This is a genomic window from Acinetobacter sp. 766875 (genome assembly GCF_000582055.1).
Taxonomy (GTDB): domain Bacteria; phylum Pseudomonadota; class Gammaproteobacteria; order Pseudomonadales; family Moraxellaceae; genus Acinetobacter; species Acinetobacter nosocomialis.
The window spans coordinates 176,637-195,165 of sequence record NZ_JEXX01000006.1; the positions used below are offsets into that span (position 1 = coordinate 176,637).

Consider the following 18,529-nt stretch of genomic DNA (forward strand, 5'->3'; position numbering starts at 1 on the left):
CCTGATCTTTATTTTTTATGAGAAAATTTTGGCATTCCAAACGTTGGTGAGTTCAGTAGAAATGGCCACTCTTTTTGGTAGCCTAAACCATATTTAAATAAGGCAATTAACATCCGCGCTGTGAGTCCCCAAATAATTTCATTATCAATCTGCAAGCTTGGGAAGTATAAAGATTGATGAGCATATCGAACTTCATATGGCGTCGGACGCGTCTCTATAAGTTGCTGTAAAGGCACAAAGAAAATTCGATCAATTTCGGTGGGCTGAGGAATTAAAGTTCCCTCAGGAGGAATAAGCCCAACAATCGGTTTTACAGACAAGCCACTTCTTGCACGTTGCATAGGCAGATCACCTAGCAACTGTACATCAAACGGATTTAAAGCCGTCTCTTCTTGAGCCTCTCTTAGCGCTACAACAATATTACTTGTATCACTAGGGTCACGTTTGCCACCCGGAAAAGAAACCTCCCCCGCATGGTTGTTCATATGTATTGAACGGCGTGTAAGCAGTACCTTAGGATTATTTTCATTTGTAATCGCAATCAGTACTGCAGCTTGTGCTTCTTGTATGCGGGTGGAAAAGCGCAATCTTTGCTGTAACTTTTGTGTTAGCAAGTGCTCTTCCATACCATTCACCTATTATTCTGTCTCTCTTTGCATCATATCTGAAAATCAAACTTAGGGAATAGAGTTGATGCGTAAGTCTAAAAATTCAGTTATGCTGAGGCATCTCTATACTCGATGATAATTATGAGTTTCTGTGTAGCGTGTGGGCATAAAACCGAACAAAAAATTCCTTTAGGTGATCATAAAGTACGCCGTGTTTGTACTCATTGTGGAAATATTCATTATGAAAACCCCAAAGTAATCTGCGGTGCCTTAGCGTTATGGGAAGATAAAGTACTCCTCTGCCGTCGTGCAATTGAACCTCGTTATGGCTTATGGACTTTGCCCGCTGGTTATATGGAGTTGTTCGAAACCATGGAACAAGGTGCGGCGCGAGAAACTCGTGAAGAGGCAGAAGCCGAAATTGAAATAGAACAACTTTACTGTATGTACAATATTCCTCGTATTGGTCAAATTTATGTACTTTTCAAAGCCCAGCTAAAAGATGGACTTTTTGGTGCGGGTGAAGAAAGCATAGAGAGCCGATTATTCGAAGAGCATGAGATTCCATGGGGTGAACTTGCCTTTCCGAGTGTCGAACACACACTCAGACATTATTTTGAAGATCGTAAAAAACAAGTTTTTCCAACGCACCTAGAAACACTAGGAACTCGTTTAGACCATACAGGTTAATTTATTTAATAAAAAAAGACCGCTTTCACGGTCTTTTTTTATGGTTTTTATTTTGTCTTAATTTGATAACAATCAGCCGTTCTAATCGTTATCGTTCCACTCATTCGCTCAGCTAAAGCTTTATCCTCTTCTGTAGGAGCTGGGCTGACATCCTTAATATTATTATAGACTCGTTGATAGAAGGCATATGGATTTAACCATGAAACTGTCTTGTTATCATAAGTTGTAAGGTTAATACCATTTAACTGCCCTTGTAATAAGTTGGCAACGTTAATTTTTGCCCCACTTACAATCAGTGTTTGACTACCAGTTGCAGTAGTACCTTGAACAACATTCGAATTTAAACCAGCCAAAATACCATTGAGATTACCGAGCTTCGGTTCAGCAAAAATCATTTTTACTGTAATTGATTTGTCATTTGAAGAAGACTCTGTACCACCGGTTGTCCCTATGCGGTACTGTTGAACGCCATTGTTATCAATTAAAGTATTATCTGAAACCACACCGCACTGACCAGACATATCCGTTGCTGTTGCATTAGGTTTAATATCAGTACGAATATCACCATTTTCATCAATCACAATACCTAAATCGATTGGTGAAATTCCAGCAGTATCAAATTTAATATTTAAAGTACCATATAACGGGAAAATATAAGTTTGCCCTGAGCTCACATTTTTTGAAGTTCTAAAGATATCTTTTGCAAGATAACTTGCTGGAGTTACTTTATAGATGTCTAGTGAACCATTATAGTTTTGATTACCTATACTCTGGCGCCATAACGCATATTGTTGAGGATTTGGTGTTTTACTATTTGTTGCACCTAAATAAAGACTTTCGCGACCAGCAATAAATGAATCATTTAATAATTTACCTTGATAAATCAGTAAATCTTCAGCGCTATTAGCTGAAGCTTTTAAATGGAATGGTTGCGTCGATTTAATCTCAGCTTGTAATGGATCGAGCCATGTGGTTTGAGCATTCGCTGTAAGTTGAGCTGGCTTAGATTTAGTCAATACTTCCATTACTGCTGTAACTGTTGAGTTACTTGTAGTAGTACTTGTACCTTTCCACTGTAAGCCGTAACCAAATGTATAACCTTGACGATCTGAGAGTAAAAATAAATTGCCTATTACGTGTTGGGTATTAGCAGCATTTTTTGGACAATCCGCTAAATTAGCTAAATTACATCCATAAAAATTTTCTGAAATTAAGTTTGGTTGAGCTAAGGTCAAGTAATCTGACTGATATAAACCTACCAAACTCAAATGAGCCAATTGAGTTACTAAAGCAAAAGCCTGATTATCATCAATTTGGCTAACATCTAACCAAGGTTTCAAGATACTGGCGTATGTTCCACTTTGCCATTCAGCAGCAGTAATATTTTGAAGTACTACATTTAGCGTATTTTTCTTATCTTCGGTAAATAGTGTAGGTTGTATATCTCCCACTACATTATCACCACGCTCTAAACCAACGCTTTGAAAGAGTTTAACCAAGGCCATTGCTACACGGATGGTTGGATCATTTTGACTTAATGAAGCAGGTGCTACACCTGTTAAAGCCGTAGCCATATCCATAACTTTCAAACGTGGCGGAACGACCACCTTAATCTTTGAAATATTATCTAATTGAACAGAACCTAAATCGATCTTTGTTTTAGTTTGAGTGCCTTGTAAAAAGAAATTTGCTGTATCACCAAGTTTACATGTACCAACCACACTGTTTCCTGAAGCTTTAGTAACAAAACTCTGATTTGCAGCACTACTACAGGTAAAATTAAGACCAGCAATGGGATAATCGAGTGAAAACTGTAAGCAGTCACTATTTGATGCATCACAACTTCCATTTGCATTTGAACTACCAGAACCACTTGTAGGATCTTCATTAATGGTTGAGCTACCACCGCCACAACCATTCAGCATGATTGCTAATGTGGTTAATGCAAAAGGCCATAATAATTTTTTATTCATTAGATACCCTACTTATTTTTAACGTAATACTGAAATTTGAATCTGTCCCTGATTTGATAACTCTTGTTCTGCTACATCTATTGAAGAAGATAAAGGAGTTAACATCATATAACGCGCATGAGGCGGCACTCTTAAAGTACCTTGTATCGATGCATGTTGTAATATCGTAGAAGGATAAGACTTGCTCTTGAAACCACTTGCCCCTTCTAAAATACAGCCCTTCTCATCTAAGAATATAGCTAAAGGCCAATAATATAGAGGTGCGGAATTACTCGCTGCAAATGACATAAGTTGTAAATGTTGTACAGATGGATCTAGTTTTACCAACTCATATTCAAACTTTTCTTTTAATGGCTTTCGAGGCCATAAATTTACTTCTTTTTTAGCTCCAAGCACTTTGATTGACTTTTTATAGCCTTGAACAAAACATTTATCTTGCTCAAAAGTCGTTTCTAATTCTTTTTGAGACAGTCGTATATAAGTTGGAGCTAAAACAATCGCTCCTTGATCTTCCTGAGATTGCTTATTAAACAATTGTTCTAAAGTAGACTTGCTTACACCTTTTTTTCTTTCGATAAACTCTGTTCTTCCAAGTCCATCCGGCATAACATAAAAGCGTTTTTTACCTTCAAGATTAAATTCCTGATCTTCAAGATATTCATTATTTACATACTCTACGCCATCAATACTTGTAAATTTAGATCGATCATTTGAAGGATCTGGTATTGAAACAGTTTGAGAAGTACTTTGTGAAGATGAATAAATTTTAGCTGGAACACTTTCTGTCTTAACGCTACTAGTCTGTTTTTTAACTTCCTCCTTCTGAGCTTTACTCATTCTTAAAGGAAGCTCCGGTGCAGTCGGTGCAGTCGGTGCAGTCGGTGCAGTCGGTGCAGTCGGTGCAGTCGGTGCAGTCGGTGCAGTCGGTGCAGTATTTAATTTTTTTGTAGGATGTGGTTCAAACTTTTTAAACTCTTTTGAATTCTGAACATTTTCTTTAGATGCTTCTTGAACAGGTGTAGCATTTACATGCGGTTGTACAACTTGTTTCGGTGTTTCTACTCTACTCTTGGATTGCTTTTGTTCTACTTTTTTACTGGGTACAATCATTGGACGACCATCTGGGCCAATGATTGTAAAGAAACCATCTGCATAAGATACAGAAACGCTTGCTACCGCAATACATAAAGTCGAGATAGCAAATTTAGGTCGAAACATCGATTTATATTGTTTTACCATTTTGTTCTATAGCTCAATCCAAGCACTGTGATTTTTGTATTCGTTTTTACATCTAGGCCCGAATAAGGGTTTAATAAAATATTATCGACACCACACTTATTCGACAATGTACTCGTACAAGCTGGAATATTGTCACGACTACGCAAGAAACCCACTGAAAGGTCTAGATCTGTATCTGCGTCAAAACGATAACCTAAGCCAAGACCAAATAATTGTGCATTATTGATCGGGACCATAGTATTACGTTTATCATCAGGTATCGAACTAGCTCGAGGCTCGTAACCAGCCCTTAATTTCAAACGATCGGTTGCTGAATATTCAAGACCAATTCCCCAACTCCACGGCGAGGTAAATTTCAATGGCAATGCCAATGAATTATCGGTAACGTCATTAGATAAAAGCTTAGCCACTTTTAATAGCGTAATTTGACGATCGAACTCAAACTTAAATTTATTCCAAGCAGAATAGTCAGTCCATCCTACGTCAAAATTAACTTGCAAATCGGGTAAGATTTTATACTTAATACCTGCTTGAAAATGTGCAGGGTATTCAAGATCCATTGCAACTAAACCAGACTCAACATTAGGTACATATCCCGGTAGACCAAGAATTGCAGCTAAAATTTGTCCTGTAGCAGATGAGTTTAGACCCTTAATAAGTTCTTGAGGCGCTTTGGCATTATCAATCAAGTATTTGCCTTTTAAACGCATTTTGGCAGCACTTTGATAAACCATACCAAAGCCAAAATCATCAGTTGGCTCCCAGAGTAAACCTAGGTTGTAACTTGGGCTTAATGATTGTTCTAAAGACACTTGTAATGCGCCCATTTTATTAAATGGATTCATGCCTTCTTGAGCATTACACATACCAAATAATAGTAAGTCCGTGATCATGTCACTATTATTTTTAAAAGGAGCACATACCACTTCATCAACCATACGCAATACACCAATCATCTCATTGGGAAAACGTAGATCGGTTTTCAGTGCGATTGCGTTATAGGACATTCCTACTGAAGCACCAAGTGATAAATGATCATTTACTTGATAACCAAAAGATGGTGATAAATAGGTAATTCTCTCTACTGCAACTTGCTGCCCCATATAGTTACCTGGGTTACCATTCTCTGCTCCAAAACCTGCTACCAAGGGTGCATATACTGCTGTCGCATAAGTAACTTTTGAACCAGGTGGCTTATAGGCGATTCCGGCGGTAGGAGCAACTAGAGGATATCCTGCTCCAAGATCAACCATTTTTTTTAGGATCGGCACATATAAGCTTGCGTACTCGACGTCACCATGCACTGTCCCTTTGAAATCTGTACAGATATTAGCAGAAACTTCCGGACCATCATTACAAACGAGAGGGTCATCTGAATAACCAAAAATGTTATAACCAGGGGGCGCTGAAAACTCACGCTGAATATCAAAGTTAGCAAGAATTCCCTGTACATCGGTTTGCAACCCATCAATTTTTGCTAAGGCTGCAGGGTTAAAATGAACTGCACTAATACCTGGAGGATCTGCAGTTACAGCATTCCCCATCGATAGTGAACGAATATCAACAGCTAGGTTTTGTCCTAATTGAGCATTGGCAAAGCTAGAAAAACCAGAGATAACAATTGCCGCCGTTAAAGGACATAATTTAGGATATTTCACCTGCTTATCTCCTTATTTTCGTTTTTTATTAAAACCTAAAATATCTAACGGGAACGACAAACCAAGTGAAACATCAGGTGCATCCTCAGTTAAACCAAAGCCAACCGTGCCGTTAACAATAGTATCTGGCGAAACACGTACGCCTAAAGCAAAAGCCATCATTGCACTGCTCTGGTCTGGGGATTTATAAGATTCACCGCTTTTAAATTGAAACTCGGAATTAAAGTTAAAGCTTTGCTGATAAGACATCGTTAGAGACACGTCATAGTTAAATGAATATGCAAAACCGAAAGAAAAGCCACCACTAATCCCTGGATCAAAAGATACTAAAGTACGGTCATTACCACGTACCTGATTCAAACCAGATTCCTTAAAACCATAGTTAGCAGACACAGAAGCGAATAGCACAACAGGATCAATATATTTACGAGTACTTGCCCCTACTCCAACTGAGTAATAACCTTTACCTGTTGACAGCTCATTTAAACCCACCTCATAAGGGCTATCACCTGTTTTAGTTGAGACACTACCAAAAAGCACGAGTGGTAAACGCCCTTGCTTTAATGGGAAAGGTTCCCAACGTGCTCCCAAAGAAATATCACCTAAACCCGCTGTGGTTGAATCACTAGCAATATCAGATTTAGCAACTAAAGGTAACGTTGCTGAAAGGGTTAAATTATCTAAAACGCCATATTGCGCTGTAAAACTATTTGTCAAAGTATGTTGAGCATCTTCCCTAATTCTTAAACGACTAATTCGAGAATCATCATCTCCTAATGCCACGTCTAATATACTGTCACGATAATAAGTATAATCAAGATCATAATAAGAAGAGATTACGCCCTTCTTGATTAAAGAATATTGACGTTCATTTGAAGTAAATACTTCTTGTAAATTAGTCTCTTGGCTAGCATCACCTTCTTTTTTCTGTAAAGCACTTGCAGCTTGATGTGCCTCACTATTCGAAGCTGGGGCTGCAGCATTTGTATCTACTACATTCGATGTTTTCGCAGTATTATCTGTTGTAGTTGAACTAGAGCTTGTAGCTTCTGAAGATTCTGAACTTTCTGTTCCATCTGCTACAACCTGATTCGAGCCAGATACTTGAGGTTGTTGTATTTGATCTTCAGCATAGATTGTCCCTGTAATGGCACTCATACTTAAGGCCAACACACTCATCTTCATCCATCGATTATTCATGTTTTTCCCACCCACTTTATTTATTTTACTAAATTTAAATTTGACTATTTACGCTTGTAATAAAGACGCATATAGGTTTCTATCGGCTGTCCATATGTTGGCGATTTATTATCATCATCTAATACCCGACGCATGGTGGAAGCTTTATTTGCTAAACGCTCATAGTTAAATGTAGGATATTGTACGTTTACCAAAGCATATCTATTGACCGTAGCATCTTCCACATGGCGCATGTCTGCATCTTTTAATGCCAATAGATCTTTACGCTGTGATTCAGGAACAGAAATAACAAATAAAGTATTATTATCCCAAATTTGTTTAAAACGACTTTCATCAAAGCTGATATTCCCTAAAGCAGGGTCAGCTACATATACTCTTCCATCTTTATAAGCTTTATATACGACAAAATGTTTAAAACCTGCATAAGAAATAGGCACAATTGCAGGCTGACCGAGTTTAACTAAATCAGAAAACTCACCTCGATAACCACCGCTGTCTAAACCAATTGCTGTGACAAAGCGCTTCATATCAAGTAATGAGAAACTTCGGCGCTCAATAATACGTTGATATTCGCCATACTGAAGCAAACCACTCATTGTTTGCTGTTCAGTTAAACTCGTTCCCACATAGCCATTTAATAAAGTCGTAAGTGCAGCAGAGCCACAACTATAATCATAGGCTTGTCGAACAATGCCACGAAACTGATCTTCTACAGCTGGTTTTATTGTGACAGGTTCAATATGGTTTCGATGAAATGATAAATTACGTGAATCGGCAGTCTCTGTATAATAAACAGTTCCCGGCGGCTTTTTTTCTATTTCGAAGGCTTCTGTCGCAAAGTAATACATCAATGCTGAGCCTAAAACTATCTCTAACATAAGCACTTGGTCTAAATGGTGGCCTAACCGGCCTTATTCATTTTATTCTTAGAGCAATAGCTCTACATCCCTGTGTGTTGAAGATACCTTTTTTTTTTGTAAAAAAAAGCTTTTTTTTAATCTTTTTGATGAATGCATAGTTTTACATTTATAAACTGTTAATTAATTCTCATTTCAAATGTTTTATATTCTTTCTTATTATATAAGCTAATATTATTTAAATAGAAAAGTATAGATATTAGTTTTATTAAGATAAATAAAAAAGCGCGTATAAACGCGCTTTTTATCAGTCTTTAAATTAGTGACCAGAAATAGTAATTGTAGAAGTCCCTACATTTAAACCTTGAATTTCTAAATCACCAATTGAAGCATTACCCGCTGCACCTAGGTGTACGCCCTGTGCATAAACGTTCATACCTTGCGTACTGTTATTTTGGATACGTAAGCCTGTAGGAACAACAGAAATATTCGCATTTACATCCAAGTCACCAGTTGTATTACCTGAACCACGAACCATTACTTTGTCTAGGACAATTTTACCACCACCAGCAGCATCATTAATACCGAAGTTAGATAGTGTTAAACCACCTTGCAAGCTAGAGTTCACTTTGATCATTGCGCCTTGCGGAGTTGAACCTAACTGAACATTTGCAGAAATTTGACCCAAAGATAAATCTAAACCAGAGATAATTTCAGTTGGAGCAGTTTCAGTAATACCACGTACAGCCGTAGTTGTATTTAATGTACCAGAAGTACCTACACCAATTGAACCAACATGCACGTCAACCGCACCTACTGTTGCTGCAACGTTTAAGAAAGCACCATTTGAACCTGAAGCACCATTTGTATCAATCGCTAAATCTAAAAGGTTACCTGTACCTTTTTGAGTTACCGTAACACCACTAATTGCGATTGAACCCGCTGTACCTGAAGCGCCAGTAATACCTGTTGATGTTGCTAAACCATCATTATCGTGTAGGTATAATTTATCGATAGAAATACCACCAGAACCCAAAGCAATACCGATATTAATACCGTCTTGACCTGTAGCAGCACTAAGCGCTGCATCATCCATTGATTGCATTGCCATAGCATTTGCACTGATAGCTAAAGAAGAAACTAAAGCAAGTTTAGTGAACATTTTCATTGAGCACTCTCCCAAGAGCATTTATTTTTTGACTTAACCACTCTTACTGTCTCAAGTTGCATTTTTCTTTTGTGGCAACCGAAACTTCCAATCCTTGAGTAGTTTTGCTTAGCAATTACTAAATTACAGCTACGTTAATTTTTGTTCAACTACTGTAATGCATTTTTTGCCAATTACCCGACAAACGGTACCGATATTGATTGCCCGTTCGAATTCATAAATTATTAGCAAAACTGAAGAATTGTTCGGTTGTTTTTTCCACGAAATATTAAACTCTTTCGACTCATCCGTTTGATGAACTAGAAGTTGTAGTAAACTATGTCACCTCTTCCAAGTACTTATATGTTTAAAATGTCTCAGTTAAAGAAAAAAATCTCTTTAGAAAGCTCTCAATCTGCTGCCGATATTTTAAAAAAATTAGAAGAGTTAATCGGGCTTGTATATCTTCATGATGACAACAATCCGGTTATTGGGTTTCTTCCAAATAAATATTTAATTATTCAAAATCATAAAATTTTTTTATTTGAAAAATCGGACTTAAATAATTATCAAACTTCATCTGACATACAGAGTCTTATAGATTTTTCTCAATTCCAATCCCCAGATCTAAAAAACAAAAATATTGAAACTATAAGCTTTAATGGAGGATATATTGGTTTTATTAGCTATGACTTCTCTGCGAATCAATTTATAAATAATCAATTACATGAACAACCTTCTTTATTTATAGGGTGCTATCATTCTTTTATTAAAAATATAAATAATGAATGGTATTTTTTTAGCGATGACAATAATGCATTAGAAATTTTTAAATATATTTCAGATTTACTCAAAAAAACTTCTTCTAAACTAAAAAATAATAGTTTTAAATTAGAAGAAAATATTCATCCTCGTTGGACTAAAAATAAATACTTAACCGCCTTTCATAAAATACAAGAATATATTAAAGCAGGAGATTGTTATCAAATTAACCTTACTCAAGAATTCAGTGCAAATTTTACCGGCTCATTATTAAATAAAGCAGAAGAGTTGTGGAATTTAACTAATGCTCCATATGCTGGTTATTTGAAGTTAGAAAATTTTGAGTTATTAAGCTGCTCTCCTGAATTATTTATTGAGTTTGATGTAGATAAGCAAATTAAAACCAGACCGATCAAAGGTACTATGCCTCGTTTTAAAAATGAAGAACAAGATTTACTTTCAAAGCAAACCTTAAAAAACTCTAAAAAAGATCAAGCAGAAAATGTCATGATCGTTGATTTATTACGTAATGATTTGAGCATTTATGCCAATACTGGCTCGGTAAAAACAACGAAGTTATTTGAAATTGAAAGTTTCAATCAAGTTCATCACATGGTAAGTGAAGTTACGGCTACACTTAAAAATGATATTAATCCTATGCAAATGTTACTCACTGCTTTACCAGGAGGTTCAATTACAGGAGCTCCTAAAATTCGAGCAATGCAAATTATTGAAGAGTTAGAAGGTGCGCCAAGAGGAGCATATTGCGGGACTCTGGGGTATTTTAATTTCGATGGCACGGGACGTTGGAATATTTTAATTCGCAGTTTTCAACAATATCAAAACCAACTCTCTATTTGGGCGGGTGGCGGTATTACTATCGCTTCAGAGGCTGAAGCTGAATATCAAGAAAGTTTAGATAAAATCTCTGCTATGCTGAACTTGATGAACAGCACAGCAGAATAAATTTTAAAGAATATCTTGCTTCAAAGTTTGAACTAAACGTGTATTTTGTTCATCAGTTCCAACCGTAATACGTAAAAACTGATTAATGCGAGGCTTATTGAAATAACGGACAATAACGCCCTGCTCACGCAGCTTCTGAGCTAATTGCGCAGCATCGTATTGCGAATGTGAAGCAAAAATAAAATTCGCTTTTGATGGCAAAACATTAAAGCCAAGTTCAGTTAAATCACTAACCAGTTTTTCTCGACTTGTAATAACTTTTTGACACTGCTCTTCAAAATAAGCTTGATCTTCAAAAGAAGCAACAGCCGCTGCTATAGCGAAGCGATCAATTGGATATGAATTAAAACTATTTTTTACCGCTTCAAGTGCCGCAATCAAGTGTGACTGAGCAATCGCAAATCCAACGCGTAAACCAGCCAAAGAACGAGACTTTGAAGTTGTTTGGCACACCACAAGATTTTCATAACGGTTTACCAAACTTACAGCTGACTCAGCACCAAAATCAACATAAGCTTCATCAATCACAACCACACGGTCTGGATTGTCTTGTAGTACTTGTTCAATCTCTGCCAAGCTGAGCGCAATACTGGTTGGTGCATTAGGATTAGTAATAATCACGCCACCATTGGGTTGTGCATAATCTTTGACATCAATCTCGAAATTATCATTAAGTGGAATTTCTTTCGTTTTTGTTCCAAAAAACTGGCTATAAACTGGATAAAAACTATAAGTAATGTCCGGATACAGTATTGGCTCATCTTGAAGGAAAAATGCTTTAAAGATATGAGCAAGTACCTCATCAGAACCATTACCTACAAAAACTTGAGATACATCTATATTTTGTTGTTTTGCAATTGCTTGCTTTAATACTGTCGCATCTGGATCTGGATATAGACGCAAAGCATCAGCTTGACCATGTAGCACAGCTTGAACTGCTTCTACTACTTTTGGTGATGGTGGATAGGGGTTTTCATTGGTATTTAATTTCAATAAATTCTGGATTTTAGGTTGTTCACCTGGCACATAAGGCTCTAACTCACGAACCTCAGGACTCCAAAAACGCATTTGTGCTGTAGATACAGTCATAGTCTTATCTCAAAAAAGGGCTGAAAAGTCAGCCCTGAATAAACATTAAAAATTCTACAAGGCTTAAAGCTTATTGATAACGATAACGAGCCGAGCGTGCATGAGCATCCAGATTTTCTTGAACAGCAAGTACATCAGCAGTTTTAGCCAATGTTTTTACACCCTCTTTTGAGCACATGATCAAGCTAGAGCGTTTTTGAAAATCATATACGCCCAATGGTGACGAGAAACGAGCTGTGCCAGATGTTGGCAATACGTGGTTTGGCCCAGCACAGTAATCACCAATTGCTTCAGGTGTATAGCGTCCCATGAAGATTGCCCCTGCATGACGAATGTCTTCGCTCATCGCTTCAGCATCATCAAGACATAACTCCAAATGCTCTGGTGCAACCTGATTAATCAAATCAACAGCTTCTGCACGGTCTTTTACTAAAACTAAAGCCCCACGATTTTCAATCGATGTACGTGCAATATCAGCTTTTGGCAATTCACTTAAGTGTTTTTCAATTGCAGACTCTACAGCTTCTAGCAATGCTTCATCTGGAGTAATGAAAATAGCTTGAGCCACTGTGTCATGTTCAGCTTGAGATAATACATCCATCGCTAACCATTCAGCGTTATTTACACCTTCTGCATATACTAAAATTTCAGAAGGCCCAGCAATCATATCGATACCAACCTGACCAAATACAGCACGTTTTGCTGCTGCTACAAATCGGTTTCCAGGGCCCGTAATTTTATCAACACGTGGAACGGTCTGAGTACCATAAGCTAAAGCAGCAACAGCTTGTGCACCACCAATAGTAAATACTCGGCTAACACCAGCTAAATAAGCAGCAGCTAAAACGAGTGGATTTAGTTCACCATTTGGCGCAGGCACAACCATAATAATTTCAGGTACACCAGCCACATGTGCAGGCACTGCATTCATAAGTACAGATGAAGGATAAGATGCAAGTCCGCCTGGTACGTAAATACCAACACGGTCAAGTGGAGTCACTTTTTGTCCTAAGGTGTTACCTAAATCATCTACATAAGTCCAGCTATCTTGTTTCTGAGCCTCATGAAATGTACGAATACGATCAGCCGCGAGTTGTAGGGCTTCACGAATCTCTTGGTTTAAACCATCAAAAGCAGCTTTAAGTTGTTGTTGAGACAATTCTAGATCGGAAAATTGATGCGCTGGATGTCGATCGAACTGTTGAGTAAGTTTTAAAACATGATCATCACCATGCTGACGAACATCAGCAATAATTTGATCTACTGTTTGAACTAAATTAGGATCATTAACAGTTTCAAAAGCTAAAAGCTCGGCAAAAACCTGTTTGAAGTTCTGATCTTGAGTCGATAAACGTCGCATCAATTTACCCACAAGGCGAAAAAGAAAAACCAAGTTTACTCTTTTTCTAGACTCTTGTGGGCATCATATCTACAACTATCGCAAAAGCATGATAGGAAATTACTTTTAACGTGATTGAACAGCATGTTCAAGTTGGGAAATGATAGGGTTTAATAAGCCTTGTTTACGTTTAAAGCTCGCTTTATTAACAATAAGGCGTGAAGATACTTTACAAATTTCTTCTAATGGTTCAAGACCATTTGCTCGCAAAGTATTTCCGGTATCCACGACGTCAACAATATAATCACCTAAACCAACGAGTGGTGCCAGCTCCATAGAACCATAAAGCTTAATAACATCCACCTGCTCACCTAAGCTTGCATAGTATTGACGTGTTAGATTGACGTACTTAGTCGCAATTTTTAGACGACCTTTTGGACGTTCCATTCCTACTTTACCAGCAGTCATTAATTTACATTTCGCAATCTGCAGGTCTAATAGCTCATAAACATGCTGAGCACCATGTTCCATAAGCACGTCTTTACCGGCTACACCTAAGTCAGCTGCACCATTCTCAACATAAGTTGGCACATCAGACGCACGTAAAATCAAAATACGAACTTGCTTGTGAGTGGTAGGAAAAATTAACTTACGCGATTTTTCCGGGTCTTCAAGTAGGTTAATACCTGCTGTAGCAAGTAAAGGTAAAGTTTCTTTTAAAATACGTCCTTTACTGAGTGCCAAGGTCAAACCATGATCAAAATTACCCATTACGTTAAAATTAGGATCATCGTTTCTTACGTCATTCATTAACTTACTCGCTTAATTTTGGCACCTAAACCTTGAAGTTTTTCTTCGACATGCTCATAACCACGGTCAATATGGTAGATACGGTCAATTAATGTATCACCTTCAGCAACCAAAGCCGCTAAAACCAAAGAGAATGAAGCACGTAAATCTGTTGCCATTACAGGTGCTGCCTGTAATTTTTCAACACCAGTCACAACAGCATCATGACCTTCAACCTGAATATTAGCACCCATACGTGACAATTCAGGAACGTGCATGAAACGATTTTCAAAAATGGTTTCAGAAATCGTTGCAAAGCCACGACCAATTGCATTTACAGCCATAATTTGTGCTTGCATATCAGTCGGGAATTCAGGATGCGGCAACGTTCTAAAGCTTACTGCTTTAGGACGCTTACCCAACATATCCAATTCAATCCAGTCGTCGCCACGGGTCACTTCAGCACCCATTTCTTCAAACTTGTCTAAAACAGATTCAAGTAATGAAGGATCTGTATGTGTTGTTTTTACACGACCACCAGTAATAGCCGCTGCAGCCAAGTAAGAACCTGTTTCAATACGGTCTGCAACAACTGCATATTCACAACCATGTAGACTTTCAACACCAGTAACAACGAGTGTATCGGTATCTATACCTTCAATTTTTGCGCCCATTTTAATAAGCATTTGCGCAAGGTCAGTAATTTCTGGTTCACGCGCAGCATTACGAATTGTAGTTACGCCATCCGCTAAAGCAGCCGCCATTAAAATATTCTCAGTACCGCCGACAGTGACCATATCGAAGACTACTTCACCGCCTTTAAGTCGACCATCTACAGTCGCATGGACATAACCATTTTCGACTTCGATATGAGCACCTAACGCTTCTAAGGCTTTTAAGTGTTGATCTACTGGTCGAGAGCCAATTGCACATCCGCCAGGTAATGAAACTTTGGCATTTCCGTAACGCGCTAATAATGGTCCTAAAACCAAAATAGATGCACGCATCGTTTTTACCAATTCATAAGGCGCGAACTGATTATCTAAAGTAGAGGTATCAGCTTTGACAGTATCGTTCTCATAACTGATCGTGACACCTAAACCACCAATTAATTTCACCAAAGTATTTACATCTTTAAGATTTGGAACATTGGTTAATGTAATTGGAGAGTCAGCAAGAATCACTGCCGCAAGTAATGGTAAAGCCGCATTTTTAGCACCAGAAATGCGTACTTCCCCTTCGAGCTTAACACCGCCCGTAATTAAAAATTTATCCATTAATATTTAAGCTCCGAAAAGGCTTGCTTTGCGCCATTCATCTTTGGTCATCGCACGAATTGTTACGGCATGAACTTCGCCACTTGCAATATAAGTATTTAATGGTGCATAAACTGCTTGTTGACGGGCAACAGTACGCTTACCTTCAAATTGATCATCCACAATACGGAGGTCAAATTTTCCAGCCTGTCCGCTCACCGCTACTTCCGCTTCAGGAAAAGCTTCTTTTAAAATTTGAGTGAGCTGTTCACTATTCATTGCAAAGACCTCTGGCACAACCTACGGTGTAAAACGAAGTATTTTACTATAACTTTTTCAAAGAATTCAGTACGTGTTTATATTTTATCAATAAAAAAGAGGCTATATTTCAAGCCTCTCTCAATTATTAAAAACTTATTAAATAGAAACAGCAACTTGTGAATACGTACATTGCATTTTCCGATATTTTAACAATTGTTTTTTTAGTTTTTCAGTCAGTTTTTTAATTGAAGTATACATATCATCTGCGGTTGCTTGAGCAAATAGTTCAATTCCAGGTAACCGGACTATTGCTTCGGCCACATGATTAGAACTACCTTTATGCGATCGCTTATCAATCTGATGATCTTTAGTTAATTTAATCTGCATACTATTCACCTGATCAAGATGTTTTGTTAACTGATTAAATTTTGCTTTAATATTTTCTTCTATAGCTGGTGTAATTGCTAAATGATGTCCACGAATCGTTATTTGCATAATTCTATCCCTCACCTTTTTGGGCTATATAAAGAAGAACTAAAACGATTTAATGCAATCTAAAAAAGATGATTTGGGACAATTAAATCATTCTAGCTACTCCTTTTGGTGAAATTGAAATTTCATTATTTCGTCATAATGAATATCTAGAATAGTCATACTTCAAAATCTAGATCAAGACTTTTCTTTCGGATGACGATGGAATATGTAACGATTCTCGATATTTTGCTACAGTCCTTCTAGCCACTTCTATCCCTTCATCTTTTAACAAAGCAGCAATTGCATTATCAGACAATGGTTTACGTGGATTTTCATTGGATACCAACTTTTTAATCATAGCTCGAATGGCGGTAGAGGAAGCCTCCCCGCCTGCTGTTGTTCCCACGTGACTAGAAAAGAAGTATTTCAACTCAAAAAGTCCACGTGGTGTTAGCATATATTTATTTGTTGTGACCCGAGAAACTGTAGACTCATGTAATTCCACTTCCTCAGCAACGTCCCGTAGTACCAACGGTTTCATTGCTTCAGGACCTATTTCAAGAAATGCTTTTTGATGCTCAACAATACAAGTCGCAACTTTTAATAAAGTTTTATGGCGCTCATCAATGCTCTTTATAAAATTCTTGGCTTCAAGCATCTGATTACGCAGATATAAATTATCATCACTCTGATCTGCCCTACGAATCATACTCGAATAAAAAGAATTAATTCTTAGTTTTGGCATCACATCAGGATTTAACTGAACTTGCCAATGTAAATCCTTCTTAGCAACTACTACATCAGGAATTTGATATTCTGATTCTTGCTTTTCAAAATCCATACCTGGGTAAGGCTTTAATGTCTTTAGTAAATCAACTGCAAACTTTAACTGATCTTTAGAAAGACCTGTTTGTTTTAATAATTTATTGAGATCGTTCGCAATCAATAACTCATAATATTGAAGAAGATTTTTAGCTTCTTTTAAATATTCAGTTTCTTTAGGTAAAAACTCTAACTGAACTTTTAAACATTCGGCAAGATTACGAGCACCAATGCCAATTGGATCAAGCCGTTGTATATGCTTTAAAACAACTAAAACTTCATCTTCCTCAACATCTTCCTCAATATCCATATCATTTAATAGATGTTGTACAGCTAAGATTATCTCTTCTATCTCAGCATCTAAAAATCCCTTATCATCTAAGGCATCCACAATACAATAAGCAATCAACTGATCTATTTTTGAAAAATGCAATAAATTGACTTGTTCTAACATATGCTCTTTAAGTGTCATCTGAACTTGACGGTTATCCTCACGCTCTTCAAATTCAGGTGTAGCCAGAGCTGTAGACTGATGGGTATAAATGTCATCCCACTCAGTATCGACAGGTAAATCATCAGGTAAATGGTTTGCATTTAACTCTGTAGTAAGATCATCTGCCTCTTTTTTTTCTAAAGTGGATAAACTTTCTGCTATTGATTCATCTTCCACTTTTTCAAGTAATGGATTACTATCTAATTGAATTTGAATTTCTTGCTCTAATTCTAAACTTGAGAGCTGCAGTAAACGGATTGCCTGCTGCAATTGAGGTGTTAACGATAAAGAGTTCGCAACTTTCAATCCAACAGATAACTTCATATATTTTCTCTTTCCAAAAAACAAGCAAAAATCATGCCTATTCATTATTTATAGCATATAGTAATGGTTTATCCTATATATTGACTCAGCATTTCATGAGAAAAGTAGTAATTTAATCTTCTAAAATAATATTAAGGTTATTTTGAGTTATATCTAATGATCGATTGAGGATAATCAAAAAAGATTATTGCTTCATGAATTAAATTTGCACTTTATTTCGCCCAATAAAAAACACCCCAAGCTCTTTTGAGATTGGGGTGTTTGGAATAATGAGCTGGCGATGACTTACTCTCACATGGGTAACCCCACACTACCATCAGCGCTAAGAGGTTTCACTTCTGAGTTCGGGAAGGGATCAGGTGGTTCTCTCTTGCTATGGTCGCCAGCACAACTGTTTATGGATACTTGCTTTGGTCTTATTGAATGCCGAAGCGTTTTCCAAATCTTTACAGATTGGGCTGATTGAATCTGATTGTGTTCATTTTATCTAGTGGAATAACTAAATCAAGTTGCTTTGTAGATTTATGAATCGATTGATGCTTTATATACAACTGCTTGGGTGTTGTATAGTCAAGCCTCACG

Annotated in this window: 16 protein-coding genes and 1 rRNA gene; 2 read left to right on the forward strand and 15 right to left on the reverse strand. The window is 37.3% G+C overall.

Annotated features, from left to right (window positions below; translation table 11 throughout):
- Positions 1–8: 8 nt before the first annotated feature.
- A complete protein-coding gene (locus J576_RS08115) occupies positions 9–635 on the reverse strand; it encodes a CoA pyrophosphatase (RefSeq protein WP_081402344.1) in 627 nt (208 codons plus the stop codon).
- 114 nt (positions 636–749) lie between these two features.
- Between J576_RS08115 and J576_RS08120 the strand changes: the two genes are divergently transcribed.
- On the forward strand, positions 750–1,298 hold the full coding sequence (locus tag J576_RS08120; RefSeq protein ID WP_000006666.1) for an NUDIX hydrolase: 549 nt from the start codon (positions 750–752) through the stop codon (positions 1,296–1,298).
- Positions 1,299–1,345: 47 nt separating this feature from the next.
- Here J576_RS08120 and filF read toward each other — a convergent pair whose 3' ends face one another.
- From filF to filA, 6 genes are all read right to left on the reverse strand, one after another.
- Positions 1,346–3,271 (reverse strand): putative pilus system protein FilF, encoded by a 1,926-nt coding sequence (filF, locus tag J576_RS08125; RefSeq protein ID WP_002050432.1) that lies wholly within the window; start codon positions 3,269–3,271, stop codon positions 1,346–1,348.
- A gap of 18 nt (positions 3,272–3,289) precedes the next feature.
- Positions 3,290–4,510, reverse strand: a complete 1,221-nt coding sequence (gene filE, locus J576_RS08130; RefSeq protein ID WP_033855551.1) for a putative pilus assembly protein FilE — start codon at positions 4,508–4,510, stop codon at positions 3,290–3,292.
- Positions 4,504–6,168, reverse strand: a complete 1,665-nt coding sequence (gene filD / locus J576_RS08135) for a putative pilus system OmpP1/FadL family transporter FilD (RefSeq protein WP_002050463.1) — start codon at positions 6,166–6,168, stop codon at positions 4,504–4,506. Before filD ends, filE begins: the two co-directional genes overlap by 7 nt.
- Positions 6,169–6,180: 12 nt before the next feature.
- The gene (filC, locus tag J576_RS08140; protein ID WP_002050378.1) at positions 6,181–7,368 is read right to left on the reverse strand and encodes a putative pilus system protein FilC; all 1,188 of its coding nucleotides are present in this window, start codon (positions 7,366–7,368) and stop codon (positions 6,181–6,183) included.
- Between the two features lie 44 nt (positions 7,369–7,412).
- On the reverse strand, positions 7,413–8,246 hold the full coding sequence (filB, locus tag J576_RS08145) for a putative pilus system C39 family peptidase FilB (protein WP_002050357.1): 834 nt from the start codon (positions 8,244–8,246) through the stop codon (positions 7,413–7,415).
- A 298-nt stretch (positions 8,247–8,544) separates the two neighbouring features.
- Positions 8,545–9,393, reverse strand: coding sequence for a putative pilus system protein FilA (filA, locus tag J576_RS08150; protein ID WP_002050459.1), 849 nt, complete (start codon positions 9,391–9,393; stop codon positions 8,545–8,547).
- 318 nt (positions 9,394–9,711) lie between these two features.
- On the opposite strand from filA, the gene J576_RS08155 reads away from it, so the two are divergent.
- Positions 9,712–11,100, forward strand: a complete 1,389-nt coding sequence (locus J576_RS08155; RefSeq protein WP_002050301.1) for an anthranilate synthase component I family protein — start codon at positions 9,712–9,714, stop codon at positions 11,098–11,100.
- A 3-nt stretch (positions 11,101–11,103) separates the two neighbouring features.
- On the opposite strand, the gene hisC is transcribed toward J576_RS08155, so the two are convergent.
- The 8 genes from hisC to rrf form a co-directional block, all read right to left on the reverse strand.
- A complete protein-coding gene (hisC, locus tag J576_RS08160) occupies positions 11,104–12,189 on the reverse strand; it encodes a histidinol-phosphate transaminase (protein ID WP_002050412.1) in 1,086 nt (361 codons plus the stop codon).
- A gap of 70 nt (positions 12,190–12,259) precedes the next feature.
- Positions 12,260–13,549: a histidinol dehydrogenase gene (gene hisD, locus J576_RS08165; protein WP_002050361.1), complete on the reverse strand. Its 1,290-nt coding sequence runs from the start codon at positions 13,547–13,549 to the stop codon at positions 12,260–12,262.
- Positions 13,550–13,654: 105 nt separating this feature from the next.
- Positions 13,655–14,338: an ATP phosphoribosyltransferase gene (gene hisG, locus J576_RS08170; RefSeq protein WP_002050281.1), complete on the reverse strand. Its 684-nt coding sequence runs from the start codon at positions 14,336–14,338 to the stop codon at positions 13,655–13,657.
- Entirely contained in the window at positions 14,338–15,594 is a 1,257-nt protein-coding gene (gene murA / locus J576_RS08175) for a UDP-N-acetylglucosamine 1-carboxyvinyltransferase (protein ID WP_002050348.1), read from the reverse strand. The genes hisG and murA overlap by 1 nt, the downstream gene beginning before the upstream one ends.
- A gap of 6 nt (positions 15,595–15,600) precedes the next feature.
- The gene (ibaG, locus tag J576_RS08180; RefSeq protein WP_002050455.1) at positions 15,601–15,852 is read right to left on the reverse strand and encodes a BolA family iron metabolism protein IbaG; all 252 of its coding nucleotides are present in this window, start codon (positions 15,850–15,852) and stop codon (positions 15,601–15,603) included.
- A 138-nt stretch (positions 15,853–15,990) separates the two neighbouring features.
- Complete coding sequence (gene hpf, locus J576_RS08185; protein WP_001167461.1) at positions 15,991–16,329, reverse strand: ribosome hibernation-promoting factor, HPF/YfiA family; 339 nt, start codon at positions 16,327–16,329, stop codon at positions 15,991–15,993.
- A 169-nt stretch (positions 16,330–16,498) separates the two neighbouring features.
- Positions 16,499–17,947, reverse strand: coding sequence for an RNA polymerase factor sigma-54 (locus J576_RS08190; protein ID WP_002050391.1), 1,449 nt, complete (start codon positions 17,945–17,947; stop codon positions 16,499–16,501).
- 272 nt (positions 17,948–18,219) lie between these two features.
- Positions 18,220–18,334, reverse strand: a 5S ribosomal RNA gene (gene rrf, locus J576_RS08195).
- Positions 18,335–18,529: the final 195 nt, after the last annotated feature.